Raw genomic sequence first — 17,991 nt, 5'->3', positions numbered from 1 at the left:
AGCACACGCAGCAGCGCCCCAGCCGCGAATTGCGGCGTCGGATGCCGCTCCACCACCACCGGCGGCGCGTCAAAGCCGATCACCCATGCCAACCAAAAGGTCTTTCGATTTGTCTGCAACTCTTCTGCGCATCGGCGCCATTGCGCTGGCGACGCTCACGCTGGCCGCCTGCTCGACATCGTCGCAGCCGACCCAGCAACTGGCCTATGCCGCGCCCAAGCCGCCCGTCGACCCGCGCGTCGCCCGGATGTATGGCGCGGTGACCGACGATGGCTGGCAGATTCCGGCTGTCGATCCGAAGAACATGGACCCGCGCAACATTCGCCAGGTGGTCGACTACGAAACCAAGGAGCCGGCGGGAACGATCGTCGTCGATCCCCGCGCCCGCTTCCTCTACCTCGTCATGGAGAATGGCAAGGCCATGCGCTACGGCGTCGGCGTCGGCAAGGCGGGCCTGGAATTCACCGGCAGCGGCGTCATCAGGCGCAAGGCGGCATGGCCGCACTGGACGCCGACCCAGGACATGATCAAGCGCGAGCCCGACAAATACGGCGGCGCCCTGCGCGACGGCATGGATGGCGGCATCGACAACCCTCTCGGAGCCCGGGCCCTGTATCTCTACAAGGACGGCAGAGACACGCTGTACCGCATCCACGGGACCAACCAGGAATGGTCGATCGGCAAGGCCGTCTCGTCCGGCTGCATCCGGATGCTCAACCAGGACGTTATCGATCTCAACAGCCGTGTCCCGAAGGATACCCGAATCGTCGTGATCTGATTGCCCAACCAGAAAGGAACACCCCTCATGACTGCCCCATCCATCTCCCGACGCCGGCTGATCGTCGCCTCGGCCGTCCTCGCCGGCACGCCTTTCCTGTCCCGGACCGCCTTTGCCGAGGCCGACCCGATGTCGAAGCAGGCCGTGCTGTTCGATCCGCAGGCTCCCGTCCTCGGCAACCCGAAGGGCGACGTGACGATCGTCGAATATTTCGATTACCAGTGCCCCTACTGCAAAAAGGCCCATCCGGACGACATGCGGGTGGTCAATGAAGACGGCAATGTCCGCTTCGTCATGAAGGACTGGCCGATCTTCGGGCCGCCCTCGCTCTACGCGGCGCGTCTGACGCTCGCCGCGGGCACGGGCCACGCCAAGGCAATGGCCGCCTTGATGGCGACCAAGGGCAAGCTGACGCCCGACATGATCGAAACGATCCTGACCAAGGCCGGCTTTTCGGTGCCCAAGCTCAACGCCGCCTATGATCGGGACAAGGACCGGATCAATTCATTGCTGCAGCGCAATAGCACGCAGGCCGAAACCTTCGGCTTTCCTGGAACGCCCGCCTACGTCATCGGAACCGCCATCTATCCGGGCGTGGTCGCGCCGAACGACATGAAAGCGGCGATCGCCACGGCCCGCAAGGGCTGAGCGGCGCGGGCGAGCGATCCCATGCGTCGTGCGTTCCAGCCCTCCGCCTTAGTCAAGGTGGCCAGGCAATGTGCGTTTGCCTGGCCCACGCCTTACCGGCGAGCAGGATGGTGCGCTGAGATGTTGGTGGGCCCGGCAGGACTCGAACCTGCAACCAAGCGGTTATGAGCCGCCGGCTCTAACCAATTGAGCTACAGGCCCCACGCGCCCTGCCCTAGCGCATACGCCGCGGCGCCTCAAGGCGCTTGACGCCGCGGCTCCGGCTTTTCTCGCAATCTCCGCTTTGACGCCGCAATGGCGACCTAGCAAGATCGGCGACACCCTTCGAACCGGAGTTCCGCCCCCATGCGCAGCCATTACCGCCATCTGATCGCCGCCCTCCTGATCCTGGCGACACCGGTCTTCGCCGCCGCGCAGGAGCCCGCCACGCCGGCGCCGCGGACATTGGTCGTCATCGGCACTGGCGAGGCGACGATGAAACCCGACCTCGCCATCGCGTCCTTCACGGTGCTGCGCTCTGCCAAGACGGCACGTGCGGCGCTCGATCAGGCCAACGCGGCAATGCGCGAGGTCACCGCCGGGATGCGGCAGCTCGGCGTCGAGGACCGCGACCTGCAGACCTCCGGCTTTTCCATCGCGCCGCAATATCGCTACGACAACGACCGCCAGGACGGCACGCAGAACCCGCCGGCGATCGTCGGCTACGAGGTCCGCAACACGCTGACGGTCAGGGTCCGCGACATCGCCGCGCTCGGCCAGATCCTCGACCGGGCCGTCACGCTCGGCGTCAATCAGGGCGGCGAGATCAGTTTTGACGTCGCCGAACCGCGTCAAGCCCGCGACGCGGCCCGCAAAAAGGCCGTCGCCGATGCGATCGCAACGGCGAGCGTTCTGGCCGAGGCGGCTGGCGTGACGCTCGGCCCGGTGCGCGAAATCAGCGAGGATGTCGCGGTTCTGCCGCCGATGCCGCTCAACCGGTCGATGAAGATGATGGCGGCGGAAGCGGCACCGAGCGTCGTTCCCGTCGAAACCGGCGAGAGCACCTTCAGCGCCAGCGTCCGGATGGTCTACGACATCAGCGACTGAGGCGGCGTGGGCGTCCGGGCGACGGGGGAAATTCGCCTGCGGACGCCCTTGCCGGGCCCAGGGCTCAGCGGCGGCGGAAGGTCAGCACCGGACAGCCCGGCTCGCGGGCGAAGCGCACGATGGCGCGATCGCCGCGCGAGCGGCCGGCGACGACGACGGCGCGGCGGTTGGCGCGGATCACGCGGGCGCGGTGGACGCCCATGCGGCGGGCCTTGCGCACCGCCCGGCGGGGCGCGCAGGTCGGCCGATATTCACGGTATCCGCGATAATCGCGATATCCGCGGCCGTGAACCGGCTGGGCGCGCTCGCCGATGGTGATGCCGAAGCGGAAACCATCGGCGGCGGCCGGCGCGGCGGTGGTGGCGACGCCGCCAGTGGCAAGCGCGACCACGACGACGATCGAGCGGGTCAGGGATTGGAACATGGCTTCGTCTCCATTCGGGTCGACGCGATTTCGTCTGTCGCGGACCACGGTTTCGCGGGGGGGCGATCGCCGCCGGTCGAGCCGGTCCGGCGATCATTCGCCAACACTTCGCCGGTGAATGGGAAGATCCTAGGAGCCGGCGACTGAATGCCCCCGGAACCCGGCGTTCATCCAAGGTTCAGTCTTCCCACCAGTGCCGGATCAGGTGGAGGAGAAAGGCGAACATGCCGACGACGGCGAGATCGGCCGCGTGGGTCCGGTCGCCCTGGCAGGGCATCTCGCCGTCGCGCTGCAGGTCGGCCTGACAATGACCGCGCTGCCAGCCAGCCCTGAGCCGGCGAGCCGGCGAGCCGGCGGCAGCTCATGCAGGTTGATTGGCCGCGGTCCGCACACGCCAGTTCTAGCGCGTCGCGGGTGATCTTCGGCCAGGAGTCGGGGTGCCCATACTCCTTTGGCGCGTCGGCGGATTTGATCGCCGCCCGATTGGGCGTGCGCGGCGATTGCCCCCGCAAGGAGACGATGCGCCCCTCAGCCGAACAGCTTGTCGCCCTGCTCGTCGATGACCTGGCGCGCCTTGATCAGCGCAAAGCGCGCGGCCTCCTCCTCGGAGGGAAACAGATCGGCGCGGATCAGCCGGTGGGTCTTCGTCTCGCCGCCGATCTCCTTGGTGATCGTCGCGGCCAGCCGGTACTGCCCGCCCTCGGCCATCGGGGTCGCGGCGATGGCGAACCCTTCATAGGTTTCCTCGGCCGCGACACGCGGCGCCGCCGGCTCGGCGGAGCCGCCGCCGAAAAGCTTCTTCAGGAAGGACATCGGCTGGGGTTCCGTTTTCGGGAGAGCGGCGTGGATAGCGGGCGAACCGGCCGCTTGCGCGCCGGTCGATCAGACATGGCCGGACAGGTCGAGGCGAAGCCGCGGGACGTGGAGCGCCTGTAGCGCGGACGCGGCGGCATGATCGCTGACGAGGCGGTAGCCGGTCGGCGTCGGCTGGCGGTGGACGCGGGTTTCGAGCCGCACGGCGTCGACGACCCAGAGCTCCTCGATGCCAAAGGCGGCGTAGATGCCCGCCTTGCGGCCCCGATCCCAGGGCAGACTCGTGTCGGCAATCTCGATTGCCAGGAGACAGGTTGTGCCGTTCAGCCCCTCGAGGCCGACCGACTTGTCGTAGACGACGAAGTCGGGCTCAAGGAAGGTGTCGGAGGACAGCCGGAAAGTCGTCTCGGGCGTAAAGGCGAGGTCATCGGGCAGCTGGCGGGCCAGTTCCATCATCACGAAGGTCTTCAGCCGCTCGTGGCGGATTCCCTTGGGCGACATCGGCACGACCTCCCCGCCGATCAGCTCGAACCGCTCACGCGGGTCGATCACCCCGGCGGCCACGAAGGCCTCGATCTCGGCGACCGTGAACGGCCGCCGACGCAGGCCCTCGGCGGCCTGTGTCGTGCGCGGTTCGGGCGGATCGTCGAGCAACTGACGGTGGTGCACGGTCATCGCGTCGATCCTAGCACGGCCAAGCCCCGGCGTCAGCTGTCGAGGAAGCTCCTCAGCTTGCGCGAGCGGCTGGGGTGCTTGAGCTTCCTGAGCGCCTTGGCCTCGATCTGGCGAATGCGCTCGCGGGTCACCGAGAACTGCTGGCCGACCTCTTCCAGCGTGTGGTCGGTATTCATGCCGATGCCGAAGCGCATGCGCAGGACGCGCTCCTCGCGCGGAGTGAGCGAGGCAAGGACGCGGGTGGTCGTCTCGCGCAGATTGCCCTGGATCGCGGCGTCGATCGGCAGCACCGCGTTCTTGTCCTCGATGAAATCGCCGAGATGGGAATCTTCCTCGTCGCCGACCGGCGTTTCGAGGGAGATCGGCTCCTTGGCGATCTTGAGGACCTTGCGCACCTTTTCGAGCGGCATGGCGAGCTTTTCGGCCAGCTCCTCCGGGGTCGGCTCGCGGCCGATCTCGTGCAGCATCTGGCGCGAGGTGCGGACGATCTTGTTGATCGTCTCGATCATGTGCACCGGGATGCGGATGGTGCGGGCCTGATCGGCGATCGAGCGGGTGATCGCCTGCCTGATCCACCAGGTCGCGTAGGTCGAGAACTTGTAGCCGCGCCGGTACTCGAACTTGTCCACCGCCTTCATCAGGCCGATATTGCCTTCCTGAATGAGATCAAGGAATTGCAGGCCGCGGTTCGTGTATTTCTTCGCGATCGAAATGACCAGGCGCAGATTCGCCTCGACCATTTCCTTCTTGGCCTGGCGGGCCTCGCGCTCGCCCTTCTGCACCATGTGAACGATGCGGCGGAACTCGGTGATCTCGAGGCCGGTCTCGGTGGCGAGATTCTGGATCTCCTGACGTAGCGCCTTGATCTGGTCCTTCTCCGATTGGACCAGCTTGAGCCAGCCCTTGCCGGAGAGATTCGCGATGTGGCGGGTCCAGTTGGGATCGAGCTCCGAGCCCTGATACTCGCGCAGGAACTCGTCGCGCTTGACGCCGTGCGATTCGGCAAGGCGCAGCAGCCGGCCCTCGTTGCCGACCAGCCGCTTGTTGATGTCGTAAAGCTGGGCGACCAGCGCGTCGATGCGGTTCTGGTTGAGCGACAAGCTCTTGACCGCCGTGATCAGCTCTTCCTTCAGCTTCTTGTAGGAGCGCTCCTGGCTGGGCGACAGGGTGCCCTGCGCGGCGAGACGGTTCTCGACCTGCTGGTCCTGCAGCTTGCGCAGCCGGCGATAGGCGTCGGCGATCTGGTCGAAGATCTCCATGACCTGCGGCCGGATCTCGGCTTCCATGGCGGCGAGCGAGAGAGTGTTGTCGAGGTCGTCGTCCTCTTCTTCCTCCTCCTCGCCGGGGGGCCGGGCGCCGGGCTGGGGCGTGCGCACCGGCTGCGGCGTGGTGCCGTCGGCCGAAGGCGGCGGCGGTGTCGGGGTCTTGGCCTCGGGCCCGGCATAGGTCGCCTCGAGATCGACGATCTCGCGCAGCATGATGTTGCCGTCGTTGAGTTCGTCGCGCCAGATGATGATCGCCTGGAACGAGAGCGGGCTTTCGCAAAGTCCGGCGATCATCGTCTCGCGGCCGGCCTCGATGCGCTTGGCGATGGCGATCTCGCCCTCGCGCGACAACAGTTCGACCGAGCCCATCTCGCGCAGATACATCCGCACGGGATCGTCGGTGCGGTCGCCCGCTTCCTTCTTGGTGGTGGTCGCGACCTGGGTGCGTCCGGTGCCGGCGACCTCAGTCGATTCGGAAGACTCGGCGTTGTCCTCGGCTTCCCCGTCCTCGTCGCTCTCCACCACATTGATGCCCATGTCGCTGAGCATCGACATCATGTCCTCGATCTGCTCCGACGTAACGTCGTCGGCCGACAGCATCGAATTCAGCTTGTCCATGGTCACGAAGCCGCGTTTTTTCGCGGCCTTGATCATCTTCTTGACGGCATCGTCGGACAGATCGAGCAAAGGGCCGTCGGCTGCAACGGCATCTGGCCGCTCCTCGACCGGCGCCTCGCTTTCTTTGGCCTTGGTCGCCATGCGTTATCTTCTCCAGTTCGCAAGCCGGGGACGCACCGCTCCACGCGGACCGTCGACGCTGCGGTCATCTTGGCTACCCTTATGCGGCAGCAGCCGTAAACGTTCGCTTAACCATGTCCGGACCGGGCCCGACATGACGCCAGCTCGGCGACCCGGCGCCCTCAAAAAGGGGCGCGTAGCAAGAAATTCAAGTTCCGGGATCACGGAGCGACCCGACCGATCGCCGTCATATGATACGTCAATGGCTTGAAGGCAATGGTTCGCCGCCCAGCGAGCCCCGGGACGGGGTTCGAGAGAGTTCTCGCGATCGTCGTCAGATCGCCTTGGCGGGGCGCCCGGACAAGGTTCCAAACCCATCAATCAGAGCCTCGGTGCCGTCAACCCGCTCGATCTCGCGCTTCACCTCGAGCAGATGGGCGAAGGACGCCTCCGAGGAATCGTGGCCGAGCGCCTCCTCGGCATTCTTCAACTCCAGACTTAGGGATCGCGAGCGGTGTTGCAAGTGCAGCGCCTGGCGTACCGCTTCGCGCGCATCCTCGGCGGCGGCATCGGCAAGGAACGGCCAGAGCCGGACCTGCCGGGCCTTGGCTTCATGGACATCGAAAATTTCGCGCGTGCCGCGCCGGGCCAGTTCCGCCAGCAGCGCCTCGCGATCGGCGGGCGGCGCTTCGGCATAGACGTCGAGGACCGAGGACCGCAGGCGGTCGAGATCGCCCTCCGGCAAGTCCAGATCGGCGAAATAATCGAACGCCTCGTGGATCAGGACCGGATGGTTCACGAAGCCGAGGACGATCGCGATCTCGCGCAGCGAGGGCTCCGGCACGCGCCGCGGCCTGGTCAGGCTGGAGCGCGCCAGCCGGTCCGAGATCGCCGAACGCCGCCCTCCCCCCGCCGCGCCGCGGCCCGACGGAGCGGTGCGGTCCTCGCGGCGGCCACGCGTAGTGCCCCGTTCCCTACCGCCGCCATGAGCGCCGCTGCCCGCGAAAAACGAGCGCAGCCGCTCGTCGGCGTCCTGCAGATAATGCCGGCGCACGCTCTCGTCGCCCACCTGGCGCAGCAGGCTCTTCAGCCGATGTTCCAGATCGGCGCGGCGCTCGGGCGTGTCGAACAACCCGCTGGCGGTCTCGCGCATCCACAACAGATCGGCGAGCGGCCGCGCCGCGCCGAGCAGGTCGCGCACCGCGTCCGGACCACCCTCGCGCACCAGATCGTCAGGGTCCTTGCCCTCGGGCAGCAGCGCGAAACGCAACGAACGACCGGGCTTCAGTGCGGGCAGCGCCAGCTCGGCGGCGCGGTGCGCTGCCTTCAGCCCCGCCGCGTCGCCGTCGAAACACAGGATCGGCTCACCGGTGGTCCGCCACAACAGGTCGAGCTGGCGTTCGGTCAGCGCCGTGCCGAGCGGGGCGACCGCGTGCTCGATGCCGGCCTGGGCGAGCATGATCACGTCCATATAGCCCTCGACCACGACGAGGGTTTCGGCGGCCCGCGCCGCGCGCCGGGCGCTGGCGTGATTGAACAGCACCTGGCCCTTGTGGAAGACCTCCGATTCCGGCGAGTTCAGGTATTTCGCCTGGGCGTCCGCCGCCATCGCCCGGCCGCCGAAGGCGATGACGGCCTCGCGCAGATCGGTGATCGGGAACATGATCCGGTCGCGAAAACGGTCGTAGGAAACGGCGATCCCCTCGCCGTGGACGACGAGCCCGGCGGCCTCGATCTCGGCCTTGCCGACACCCCTGGCGGCCAGATGCTCCTTCAGCCGGTTGCGCGAATTCGGCGCGTAGCCGAGGCCGAACTGCTTCTGGGTCTGCGGATGGAGGCCGCGATCACGCAAGTATGCCCGCGCCCTGGCGCCGTCGGATTCATGCAGCGTCGTCTGGAAGAACGCCGCGGCGTGGCGCATGGCGTCGAGGATGGTCGCGCGCGCCTCCTCGCGCCGCTCCGCCGCCGGGTCGCGGTCGGGCATGGCCAGCCCCGCCTCCCCGGCGAGCCGCTCCACCGCCTCGGGAAAGGACAGGCCCTCGAGCTCGGTCAGGAAACGGAAATGGTCGCCCGAGACGCCGCAGCCGAAACAATGGTAGCGGCCCTTCTGGTCCTCGCAGTGGAAGGACGGCGTCTTCTCGCCGTGGAACGGGCAGCAGGCCCAGTAGTCCCCCCGCCCCGGCTGCGACTTGCGGCGGTCGAAGGTGACACGGCGGCCGATCACCTCCGAGATCGGAACCCGGTCGCGAATGTCGTCGAGGAAGGAAGGCGGAAAGCGCATGGATTGCCTGATAGGTCGGACTCGTCCCCGATCATAGCCCCCATTGCGGACGTCCGTCAGCAATCGCGTCGCCATTCGGTCGCGCTTGCGGATGGACGCGCAATTCGGCGATAGCTTGGCGTCCGCAAAGCCGGGAGCCCGCCATGCTGCAAGCCCTCACCGCCATTTTCGTCTGCCAGCTCGCCGGCGAGGCGATCAGCGTCGCCACCGGCCTGCCGCTGCCCGGCCCGGTCATCGGCATGGCGATCCTGTTCGCCGCGCTGCTGATCAGGCGCAATGTGCCGCAAAGCCTCGGCGCGGTCGGCGACGGGCTTTTGGCCAATCTCTCGCTCCTGTTCGTGCCGGCCGGCGCCGGCATCATGGTGCATCTCGCCCGGCTGGAAGGCGAAGCGCTGGCGATAAGCGCCACGCTGATCGTCTCGACCTTGTTGACCATCGCCGTCACCGCTGTCGTGATGAACCGCCTCGGTCCCGGCCGCAGGGGGCCGAACGATGCCTGAGCGGCTGACCGACGTCTGGGTCTATCTGGCGGCGAGCCCGCTCTTGTCGCTGACCATGACGCTGATCGCCTATCAGGGCGCGAGCTTCGTCTATCGCAAGGTCGGATCGACGGCGCTGCTCAATCCGGTGCTGGTGACGGTGATCCTCGTCGTCGCGGCGTTGACGCTGACCGGGACGAGCTACCAGACCTATTTCGAGGGGGCGCAGTTCATCCACTTTCTGCTCGGCCCGGCGACGGTGGCGCTGGCCATTCCGCTCTACCGCCAGTTCGACAAGGTCCGCCATAGCGCCGCCGCCATCGCCGCCAGCCTTCTCACCGGCTCGTTGACGGCGATCATCTCGGCGGTCGGCCTCGGCCTCTTGTTGCGCGCCGACCCGATCAGCCTGATCGCGCTGGCGCCGAAATCGGCGACCGCGCCGGTCGCCATGGGCATTGCCGAAAAGCTCGGCGGCCTGCCCTCGCTGACCGCGGTGCTGGTCATCGCCACCGGCATATTGGGCGCGTCGCTCGGGCCGGTGCTGCTCGATGCGCTCGGCATTCGCGATCCGGCGGCGCGCGGCTTTGCCCTGGGCACGGCCTCGCACGGCATCGGCACGGCGCGGGCGCTGCAGGAAAGCGAGGTGGCGGGGGCGTTTTCCGGCCTTGCCATGGGCCTCAACGCGCTGGCGACCGCGATCATCCTGCCGCTGATCTGGGCGCTGCTGTTTTGATGGGGCGGAGTGCGGCACTGGCAACAGGCCCAGGCCAAACGAACAACGAGCTGCAGGCCGCCTCTCTTTGCTTCTTAACCCCTGACGCGGTTGAACATACGTCTGGCCAGCGCTAGAGGTATCCGTTTCTTCAGCTGGTCCACTTTGTCCCTGTGGCATTGGCGCAGCCTCCTGCCGCTGCCGCAGGGACATGAGGCGTGCCCCTTTACGTGCTTCCAGGACATGAGCCTCAAGTATTCCACGATTATAGCCTTGTCGTTCCCGACACCCAACAGGTCGGCAAAACTTTCCACGACCCCGGCATCGCCATGGGACCTCTCTCCGAACGGCCACTCGCCCTTGGCCTCAAAGTATGTCTGGCTGACGAAGTAGTCGTGCATGACACCCGTCATAAAAGCTTCGAATGTGTGGTCGGATGCAGTAATCAACCACTCCTCCCAGACCCCGAGACAACAGTCACCGTGATCTGGGAAGACGTGTCTGTCCACCACCTTGGGAATCCTGTCACCGGTTTCGACTACGCACGGCTCCTCCCAAGGAAATCCAGCTGTGATGCCGACTCTCACCTGGTACCAGTCGAACGGCCCTTGCGGCCCAGAGACCACGAACAGCCCGTCCAAGATGATGATGTCCTTAGTGGTAGTGACATTCAACTCAGGCTGATATGCAGCCACCGCCTGCTGGACGTCCGCGAGAAGATCTTCCGATACGGTCAGTGCGACCAAGGCTTACCGCCGCCTCCGCTCTCGTTGCGGGCACGGACGGCCGACTCCATCCGTTCCGCTCTCTCCCCGTCCGACAGAGCCGCCGCGGCCTGCGATGCGACAAAGGGGGCCGCGAGCCCCAGGCCCCCTAGCACGCTCTTCTTCTCCAAAGGAGCGAATACGCTGTTGGCGGTCTCCTTGACCACCGCGTCGAAGAAGCTATGACGGAAGACCTTCTTCCACGCTTTGCGCGCGTCGGACTCTGTCGCGTCGTCATCATCGAGCTTGTCGAGCTCCTCCAAAGACGTCTTAGCCTCGACGATGAGCCTGTCGATACGGTCTATATCCTTGTCGTCCGAGACCTGCACGCCGTTCGCATAGACTGGGCTGTACTTGGAGCGGCAGGAAATTGCCCGAAGTGTCTCCCTGAACGCCTCGTCGTCGCGGCCGTCAATGACTACGTACGCCTCGATGAACAACGCGGTTGCGACCAATCCACTTGGAAACTTGCGGTTCAGTCTGTTCGCGTGGATCTTGGCAAAGAACTTACCCATGCGGATCACGCGCCGGAGCTGGTAGCTCCCAGAAGTCTCGGGGCTCGTCACTGAGACCTGCTGATCGATCCATGTATTCATCGATCGGGGGGCAGAAACTATCCATTCATCGCCGGAGGACAACTCGTATGACCAGCCCGACTCGGTCCAGCGCCGACGAAACACGGGAAAGTCGCACTGGTAGCCATCCGCGTAAATGACCCGGACACACTTCTTCTTGGTCTCGGGCGCGTTTTTCAGGTTTGTAGCCTTACGGGCGATGGCGTCACGCACCCAACCACGCGTCGTTCTCGGCCCCGCCGCGTCTTCCTCCTCGAACACCACGCCGAGGTCGATATCGTATCGGCTCTCTTGGTCTGCCTCTGGAGGCTGGGTCATGGTCTTTTGGGCGTAGCCACCTTGATTGATTGTCTCGATGACGGCTGGCTTGTCGAGTTCTTCCAGCCCCTTATCGATACGCTCCAAGTTCGTCTGGCGCCGATTCCGCATGTTTGCCCGCTGGGCGTTAGTAAGCCGCACATGGTCTTCGTGGAACGTCGCAATCTGCTTCCCAAAATTATACATGTAGCATCCCCGCTCGAGATAATGTCTAAATGTTGTGGTTCGGGCCTGTCTATTCAAGGGTTATGAACCAGAAATCGGATCGGAGCAGAATCGTGTACCCATTGCTGCGTTGGAAGTGGCTCACCTCGCTGCTTGCGGCGGCGGTCGCCGGCGCCGTTTACGCGGACGATCTGTTCGGCTGGTTCGACGTGGAGATTCCAGACGGCTTAGTGGTTCGCCTTCTGCCCGTGATCCTGCTCACGCTGTTCAGTGGCTTCTTCGGACCCACGAGCTTCTGGGCGCCGTGGCGATTCGTTTGGCGCATGTTTCCTACGCTGAACGGCTGGTTCCCGGACCTGAACGGAGTGTGGGTGGGGAGCACGAACTCAAACTGGCCCACGATCAAAAAGTTGATTGAGACTGCGCAATCCCACGACAAGACGACAGAGAAGGAACTACATCACCTCCCAGAGCAGCGTGATGCGATAGCTGTCCGGATAACGAACTCGCTCTTCACCTTGCGTATCTGCGCTAGCCTGAGCTCTACGGGCGGAGAGTCCCACTCGATCACCGCGAAGCCTTGGCGTCATCAGCACACCGGCCAAATTCACCTATCTTACGTCTATGAGCAGCAAACGCCGAACCACGCGGCAACAGACGAAGAGATACACCTCGGCGCAGCCGATTTGGCTCTCACGGCCGAAGACCATTCCAAGGCTGGAGGAACTTATTGGACGAGGCGGAGCTGGAGGACGGGCCGCAACACTGCTGGTAAACTGGAACTGGCGCGCCTCTCCCAAAGGATGGATAAGAAGAAGACCCTTCGGGAGCATGCGGCGGAACACAAGGCCAAGCTGGAGGAGGAGTAAGGGGGGCCTTAATAGGCTCGGATCAATCATTTGGTGTGACGTGTCACGACGCGTCAGCCGCAGACATTCCAGCCAAAGGCTAAATAACCGTGACGTTCAGCAATGCTGACGCTAAAATACGTGAAAGAATAACAGCTTTTGGGTTTGGTGCCGAAAGCGTTAAACGTCTTACAGAAGTCGGAAACGCCCCGCTCCCTACCGCAGCAGACCTTTCACCACGGTCGAGGCCTTGCCGATGTCGAGGGTGCCGGGGAATCGCTCCTTGAGGGCGTTCATGCAGCGGCCGACATCGCGCAGGCCCTTGGAGTCGGTCTCCTCGACGACCTGGCGGCAGGCCTGTTCCATCTCGCCGGAGTCGAGCTGCGGCGGCAACAGATCGCGGATCACCGCGATTTCCTCGCGCTCCTGTTCGGCCAGTTCCAGCCGGCCCCTGTCTTCGTAGTCCTTGGCCGATTCGATCCGCTGCTTGATCATCTTGGCGAGGATGTGCAGCACTTCGTCGTCGCTCACCGGGTCGCGCCCGGCATTGCGATTGGCGACGTCGCGATCCTTGATCGCCGCCTTGATCAGCCGCAGGGTCGAGATGCGGCGTTTGTCCTGGTTTTGGGTCGCCGTGTTCAGAGCGTCCGCGAGATGCTCGCGCATGGTCGTGACTTTCGCGTTTCGTCAATCCCCCCGCGCGGACCGGAACCGGCCAGCGTGGGGCGTAATCGACACCTGTTCTTCACGTAGGTAAAGCCCCCTGGCCCCTGCAAGCCGGGGCGGGCTTCGATCTTGACCGGGCCTGTCTCTCGTTTGCATCGGACGTGGCGCCCGGATTTCCCGCACCGGCGACCGTCCGCCAATGCCGACGCCGCCTCTTGCAGTGCAATGCGGCGCGGATGTAGAGAATTGCCGGGCGGCGCGCAAGGGCGGTTGCGCCAAGGCTGCCATGCGCCGATATCATGGCGAACCGAGGCAATGTCTGGCGGATCGCCCCGCGACCCAGGCAATGCCGCCCTATCCGACGACTGAAAGGTGAGAGCATGACCGACGGCTGGACGACGCGCAAGACGACCGCGCTTCTCGTGCTCGCGGACGGCACCGTGATCGAGGGCTTCGGCCTCGGCGCGACCGGCGCGATCGAGGGCGAGGTGTGCTTCAACACCGCCTTGACCGGCTATCAGGAAATCCTCACCGACCCCTCCTACAGCCGCCAGATCGTCACCTTCACCTTCCCGCATATCGGCAATGTCGGCGCCAATGCCGAGGACCAGGAAGACCTGACCCCGGAACGGGCCGCCGGCGCGGTCGGCGCGATCTTCCGGGCCGATATTTCCGAGCCGTCGAACTATCGCTCGTCGGGCCATCTCGACGCCTGGCTGAAGGAGCGCGGCGTCATCGCGCTGTCGGGCGTCGACACCCGCGCCCTGACGGCGCTGATCCGCGAGACCGGCATGCCCAACGCGGTGATCGCCCACGATCCGGACGGTAATTTCGACATCGACGCGCTGAAGGCCCGCGCCGCCGCCTGGGGCGGCATCGTCGGGCTCGATCTGGCCAAGGAGATCGGCACGGGTCAGAGCGCGGTCTGGGACGAAAAGCCGTGGGTGTGGAACCAGGGCTACGCGGCCGAGGCCGCGCCGCGCTACACGATCGTCGCGATCGACTACGGCACCAAGCGCAACATCCTGCGGCTGATGGCCGGCCAGGGCGCCAGGGTGGTTCTGGTGCCACCGACGGCGAGCGCCGAGGAGATTCTCGCCCACCAGCCGGATGGGGTGTTCCTGTCGAACGGTCCCGGCGATCCGGCCGCGACCGGCGATTACGCCGTGCCGACGATCAAGACTCTGATCGACAAGGGCGTGCCGGTCTTCGGCATCTGCCTCGGCCACCAGATGCTGGCGCTGGCGCTCGGCGGGCGGACTGAGAAGATGCATCAGGGCCATCACGGCGCCAACCATCCGGTCAAGGATTTCACCACCGGCAAGGTCGAGATCGTGTCGATGAACCACGGCTTCGCGGTCGCCGCCGATTCCCTGCCCGATGGCGTCGAGGAGACCCATCGCTCGCTGTTCGACGGCTCCAATTGCGGACTGCGCGTTGCCGGCAAGCCGGTGTTCTCGGTGCAGCATCATCCCGAAGCCTCGCCCGGCCCGCAGGATTCGCACTATCTGTTCCAGCGGTTCTTCCGGATGATCGACGATCACAAGGCCGGCAGGATCGCCGCCTGAGCGCCGCGGCCGCTCGCCCTCAAAGCCCGAACGCACGAAGGCGCCGGATCGCTCCGGCGCCTTCGTGCTGTCTTCCTTAGGTTGGTTGGCCCGCCCGCGGCCTACGCCGCGCGGAACCGAACCAAGAGCCGCTTCATCCAGCTGCGGAAGCCGCAGCTGAAGGTGGCGTGGCGGTGCAGATCGTCCCTGCCCCGGTCGCCGCCATAGGAAGAGCGGCCGACGATGATATCCGCTAACATGTTCGCGCTCCTCGTTCGAAGGTGAGAATCTAGCGACAGAAGACTTCCATGCGGTTAATTTCAACCGGAGGGAAGGATCGCCGCATGATTGCAATCCATCTGATAATGCGCACTCCGTGCGGTAAGTCAAGACCATATTGCGCACGATGTGCATTTTTTGCCGATGCCGTTCCGGCCGGTTCGCGAGTGCGGCGCGCCCGTTGAATCGACTTTGCCAAGCCAACGATCTAAGCAGACCCGGCTTTGCCGAAGCTGGTCACCGGCATCGTTGCCGCGGGACGTGACTGTAGGAAGGAGAGTTCCGATGAAGCCGGAGGCTTTTCGAATCTGGCGCAAGTCGCTCGGGCTGAAGCAGAAGGACGCCGCCGATCGGCTCGGGCTGAAAAAGCGGGTCATCCAGTATTACGAAAAGGGTCACCGCGACGGCAAGGCGGTGGAAATCCCCAAGACCGTCGAACTCGCCTGCCTCGCCTTGTCGCTCGGCTATGACAGCTATGACGGCCACGAGATCGGCCAGGCCCGGACGAAGGACGCGCGATCGTAAGGGAGCGCCGGCGGCGGTCATCCCGCCGCCGCGGGCTCGACCACCTGAATTTGCGGCAAGTCGCGAGATTCCGCGCCGCCGGCCCTTTCGGATTTCGCTCGGCTTGCCTATAAGCCGGCCTCAGCCTCGACAGAACCAGTAGCGACCGGCCGCAGCCTTGCCCGCGGGCGGAATTTTGGCGCGCAACCAGACCGGACGACAGTTTCCCATGCCCAAACGCACCGACATCAAGACGATCCTCATCATTGGTGCGGGTCCGATCATCATCGGCCAGGCCTGTGAATTCGACTATTCCGGCACCCAGGCCTGCAAGGCGCTGAAGGCCGAAGGCTACCGGATCGTCCTGGTCAATTCGAACCCGGCGACGATCATGACCGATCCCGATCTCGCCGATGCCACTTATGTCGAGCCGATCACGCCGGAGGTGGTCGCCAAGATCGTCGCCAGGGAACGGCCGGACGCGATCCTGCCGACGATGGGCGGGCAGACGGCGCTGAACACGGCGCTGTCGCTGCGGCGCATGGGGGTCCTGGAAAAATACGGCGTCGAGATGATCGGCGCCGACGCCAACGCCATCGACAAGGCCGAGGACCGCGCGCTCTTTCGCCAGGCGATGGCCAAGATCGGCCTGGAGACGCCGCGCTCGGTGCTGGCCAACGCCACCGACGCCAAGGCCGCCGATCGGCGCATCCATGACGACAAGAAGGCCGAGATCATCCGCACGACCGCCGACCCGGAGGCGCGTGACGCGGCGCTGACCGCGCTCGAGGACGAATGGCAGCTCGGCGAAGCCGACCGCAAGCAGCGCTACATGACGCGGGCGTTGGCGGCCGCGGCGGAGGCGCTCGACGCGGTCGGTCTGCCGGCGATCATACGCCCGTCCTTCACCCTCGGCGGCACCGGCGGTGGCATCGCCTACAACCGCTCGGAATTCTTCGAGATCGTCGAGGGCGGACTCGACGCCTCCCCGACCACCGAGGTGCTGGTCGAGGAGAGCGTGCTCGGCTGGAAAGAGTACGAGATGGAGGTCGTTCGCGACAAGGCGGACAATTGCATCATCGTCTGCTCGATCGAGAACATCGACCCGATGGGCGTCCACACCGGGGATTCCATCACCGTCGCCCCGGCGCTGACGCTGACCGACAAGGAATACCAGATCATGCGCAACGCCTCGATCGCGGTGTTGCGCGAGATCGGGGTAGAGACCGGCGGCTCGAACGTGCAGTTCGCGGTGAACCCGGAAAACGGCCGCCTCGTCGTCATCGAGATGAACCCGCGCGTCTCCCGCTCCTCGGCGCTGGCCTCCAAGGCGACCGGCTTTCCGATTGCCAAGATCGCGGCGAAGCTCGCCGTCGGCTACACGCTCGACGAGCTCGACAACGACATTACCGGCGGTGCGACGCCGGCCTCCTTCGAGCCCTCGATCGACTATGTCGTCACCAAGATCCCGCGTTTCGCCTTCGAAAAGTTCCCCGGCGCCGAACCGTATCTGACCACGGCGATGAAGTCGGTCGGCGAGGTCATGGCGATCGGCCGGACTTTCGAGGAATCCCTGCAGAAGGCGCTCAGGGGCCTGGAAACCGGGCTCGACGGACTCGACGAAATCGAAATTCCCGGCATCGGCGAAGGCGACGACAAGAACGCGATCCGCGCCGCGCTCGGCACGCCGACGCCCGACCGTCTGCTGATGGTGGCGCAGGCGCTGCGCATGGGCACCAGTCCGGAGCAGGTTCATCAATCCTGCAGGATCGACCCGTGGTTCATCGCCCGCATCAAGGCGATCGTCGACCTCGAGGCGCGGGTCCGCGAGCACGGCCTGCCCAAGGACGCGGACAATCTGCGCTTCTTGAAGTCGGTCGGCTTTTCCGACGCCCGGCTGGCAAAGCTCGTCGGTCAGGATGAGGCCGATGTCGCCGCCTTGCGGGACCGGCTCGACATTCATCCGGTCTACAAGCGGATCGACACCTGCGCGGCCGAGTTCGCCTCCCCGACCCCCTACATGTACTCGACCTACGAGCGGCCCTTCGCCGGCGCTTTGCGATCCGAGGCCCAGGTCAGCGACGCCAAGAAGGTGGTCATCCTCGGCGGTGGTCCGAACCGGATCGGCCAGGGCATCGAGTTCGACTACTGCTGCTGCCACGCGGCCTTCGCCCTCAAGGACGCGGGCTTCGAGGCGATCATGATCAACTGCAATCCCGAGACCGTCTCGACCGATTACGACACGTCGGACCGGCTGTATTTCGAGCCGCTGACGGCCGAGGACGTGCTGGAGATCCTGAAGATCGAACAGGCCAGGGGGACGTTGCACGGGGTCATCGTGCAGTTCGGCGGCCAGACGCCGCTGAAGCTTGCCGACGCCCTCGAGAAGGCCGGCATTCCCATCCTCGGCACCTCGCCGGACGCGA

General features: G+C 65.3%; 18 protein-coding genes and 1 tRNA gene. 9 read left to right on the top strand and 10 right to left on the bottom strand.

Going from position 1 to position 17,991, the window contains the following annotated elements; all coding sequences use genetic code 11:
• Positions 1-85: 85 nt before the first annotated feature.
• Positions 86-778, top strand: coding sequence for a L,D-transpeptidase (locus MJ956_RS07865; RefSeq protein WP_253963932.1), 693 nt, complete (start codon positions 86-88; stop codon positions 776-778).
• 27 nt (positions 779-805) lie between these two features.
• On the top strand, positions 806-1,426 hold the full coding sequence (locus MJ956_RS07860) for a DsbA family protein (protein WP_253963931.1): 621 nt from the start codon (positions 806-808) through the stop codon (positions 1,424-1,426).
• Positions 1,427-1,550: 124 nt separating this feature from the next.
• On the opposite strand, the gene MJ956_RS07855 is transcribed toward MJ956_RS07860, so the two are convergent.
• A tRNA-Ile gene (locus tag MJ956_RS07855) sits at positions 1,551-1,627 on the bottom strand.
• A 144-nt stretch (positions 1,628-1,771) separates the two neighbouring features.
• Between MJ956_RS07855 and MJ956_RS07850 the strand changes: the two genes are divergently transcribed.
• On the top strand, positions 1,772-2,512 hold the full coding sequence (locus tag MJ956_RS07850; RefSeq protein WP_253963930.1) for an SIMPL domain-containing protein: 741 nt from the start codon (positions 1,772-1,774) through the stop codon (positions 2,510-2,512).
• A 64-nt stretch (positions 2,513-2,576) separates the two neighbouring features.
• Here MJ956_RS07850 and MJ956_RS07845 read toward each other — a convergent pair whose 3' ends face one another.
• The 5 genes from MJ956_RS07845 to dnaG all read right to left on the bottom strand — a co-directional run bounded on the left by MJ956_RS07845 (position 2,577) and on the right by dnaG (position 8,708).
• Positions 2,577-2,936, bottom strand: coding sequence for a hypothetical protein (locus MJ956_RS07845; RefSeq protein WP_253963929.1), 360 nt, complete (start codon positions 2,934-2,936; stop codon positions 2,577-2,579).
• 528 nt (positions 2,937-3,464) lie between these two features.
• Entirely contained in the window at positions 3,465-3,749 is a 285-nt protein-coding gene (locus MJ956_RS07840; protein WP_253963928.1) for an HlyU family transcriptional regulator, read from the bottom strand.
• Between the two features lie 69 nt (positions 3,750-3,818).
• Complete coding sequence (locus tag MJ956_RS07835; protein ID WP_253963927.1) at positions 3,819-4,424, bottom strand: Uma2 family endonuclease; 606 nt, start codon at positions 4,422-4,424, stop codon at positions 3,819-3,821.
• A 32-nt stretch (positions 4,425-4,456) separates the two neighbouring features.
• Positions 4,457-6,343 carry an RNA polymerase sigma factor RpoD gene (rpoD, locus tag MJ956_RS07830; RefSeq protein ID WP_423724821.1) on the bottom strand — a complete coding sequence of 629 codons (1,887 nt, stop codon included), beginning with the start codon at positions 6,341-6,343 and terminating at the stop codon, positions 4,457-4,459.
• Positions 6,344-6,761: 418 nt separating this feature from the next.
• A complete protein-coding gene (dnaG, locus tag MJ956_RS07825; protein ID WP_253963925.1) occupies positions 6,762-8,708 on the bottom strand; it encodes a DNA primase in 1,947 nt (648 codons plus the stop codon).
• A gap of 143 nt (positions 8,709-8,851) precedes the next feature.
• Here dnaG and MJ956_RS07820 point away from each other — a divergent pair, with 143 nt between their 5' ends.
• Positions 8,852-9,208, top strand: coding sequence for a CidA/LrgA family protein (locus MJ956_RS07820; protein ID WP_253963924.1), 357 nt, complete (start codon positions 8,852-8,854; stop codon positions 9,206-9,208).
• The gene (locus MJ956_RS07815) at positions 9,201-9,920 is read left to right on the top strand and encodes an LrgB family protein (RefSeq protein WP_253963923.1); all 720 of its coding nucleotides are present in this window, start codon (positions 9,201-9,203) and stop codon (positions 9,918-9,920) included. The genes MJ956_RS07820 and MJ956_RS07815 overlap by 8 nt, the downstream gene beginning before the upstream one ends.
• Before the next feature lie 74 nt (positions 9,921-9,994).
• Here MJ956_RS07815 and MJ956_RS07810 read toward each other — a convergent pair whose 3' ends face one another.
• Positions 9,995-10,645, bottom strand: coding sequence for an SEC-C metal-binding domain-containing protein (locus MJ956_RS07810; protein ID WP_253963922.1), 651 nt, complete (start codon positions 10,643-10,645; stop codon positions 9,995-9,997).
• Entirely contained in the window at positions 10,633-11,742 is a 1,110-nt protein-coding gene (locus MJ956_RS07805; RefSeq protein ID WP_253963921.1) for a cyclic GMP-AMP synthase DncV-like nucleotidyltransferase, read from the bottom strand. Before MJ956_RS07805 ends, MJ956_RS07810 begins: the two co-directional genes overlap by 13 nt.
• 92 nt (positions 11,743-11,834) lie before the next feature.
• Here MJ956_RS07805 and MJ956_RS07800 point away from each other — a divergent pair, with 92 nt between their 5' ends.
• Positions 11,835-12,590 (top strand): Cap15 family cyclic dinucleotide receptor domain-containing protein, encoded by a 756-nt coding sequence (locus tag MJ956_RS07800; protein WP_253963920.1) that lies wholly within the window; start codon positions 11,835-11,837, stop codon positions 12,588-12,590.
• A gap of 195 nt (positions 12,591-12,785) precedes the next feature.
• On the opposite strand, the gene MJ956_RS07795 is transcribed toward MJ956_RS07800, so the two are convergent.
• Positions 12,786-13,235 (bottom strand): GatB/YqeY domain-containing protein, encoded by a 450-nt coding sequence (locus MJ956_RS07795; protein ID WP_253963919.1) that lies wholly within the window; start codon positions 13,233-13,235, stop codon positions 12,786-12,788.
• A gap of 380 nt (positions 13,236-13,615) precedes the next feature.
• Between MJ956_RS07795 and carA the strand changes: the two genes are divergently transcribed.
• On the top strand, positions 13,616-14,803 hold the full coding sequence (gene carA, locus MJ956_RS07790; RefSeq protein ID WP_253963918.1) for a glutamine-hydrolyzing carbamoyl-phosphate synthase small subunit: 1,188 nt from the start codon (positions 13,616-13,618) through the stop codon (positions 14,801-14,803).
• A gap of 101 nt (positions 14,804-14,904) precedes the next feature.
• Here carA and MJ956_RS07785 read toward each other — a convergent pair whose 3' ends face one another.
• Positions 14,905-15,042: a hypothetical protein gene (locus tag MJ956_RS07785; protein ID WP_253963917.1), complete on the bottom strand. Its 138-nt coding sequence runs from the start codon at positions 15,040-15,042 to the stop codon at positions 14,905-14,907.
• 304 nt (positions 15,043-15,346) lie between these two features.
• Between MJ956_RS07785 and MJ956_RS07780 the strand changes: the two genes are divergently transcribed.
• Together MJ956_RS07780 and carB are read left to right on the top strand one after the other, a co-directional pair.
• Entirely contained in the window at positions 15,347-15,586 is a 240-nt protein-coding gene (locus MJ956_RS07780; RefSeq protein WP_253963916.1) for a helix-turn-helix domain-containing protein, read from the top strand.
• Between the two features lie 208 nt (positions 15,587-15,794).
• Positions 15,795-17,991, top strand: a 2,197-nt coding sequence (gene carB / locus MJ956_RS07775; RefSeq protein WP_253963915.1) for a carbamoyl-phosphate synthase large subunit, incomplete at its 3' end; no start/stop codon positions are given.

Origin of the sequence: Aurantimonas marianensis (assembly GCF_024195285.1) — a bacterium.
In the GTDB taxonomy this organism is placed as follows: domain Bacteria; phylum Pseudomonadota; class Alphaproteobacteria; order Rhizobiales; family Rhizobiaceae; genus Aurantimonas; species Aurantimonas marianensis.
This window is presented reverse-complemented; position numbering and strand designations above follow the sequence as displayed.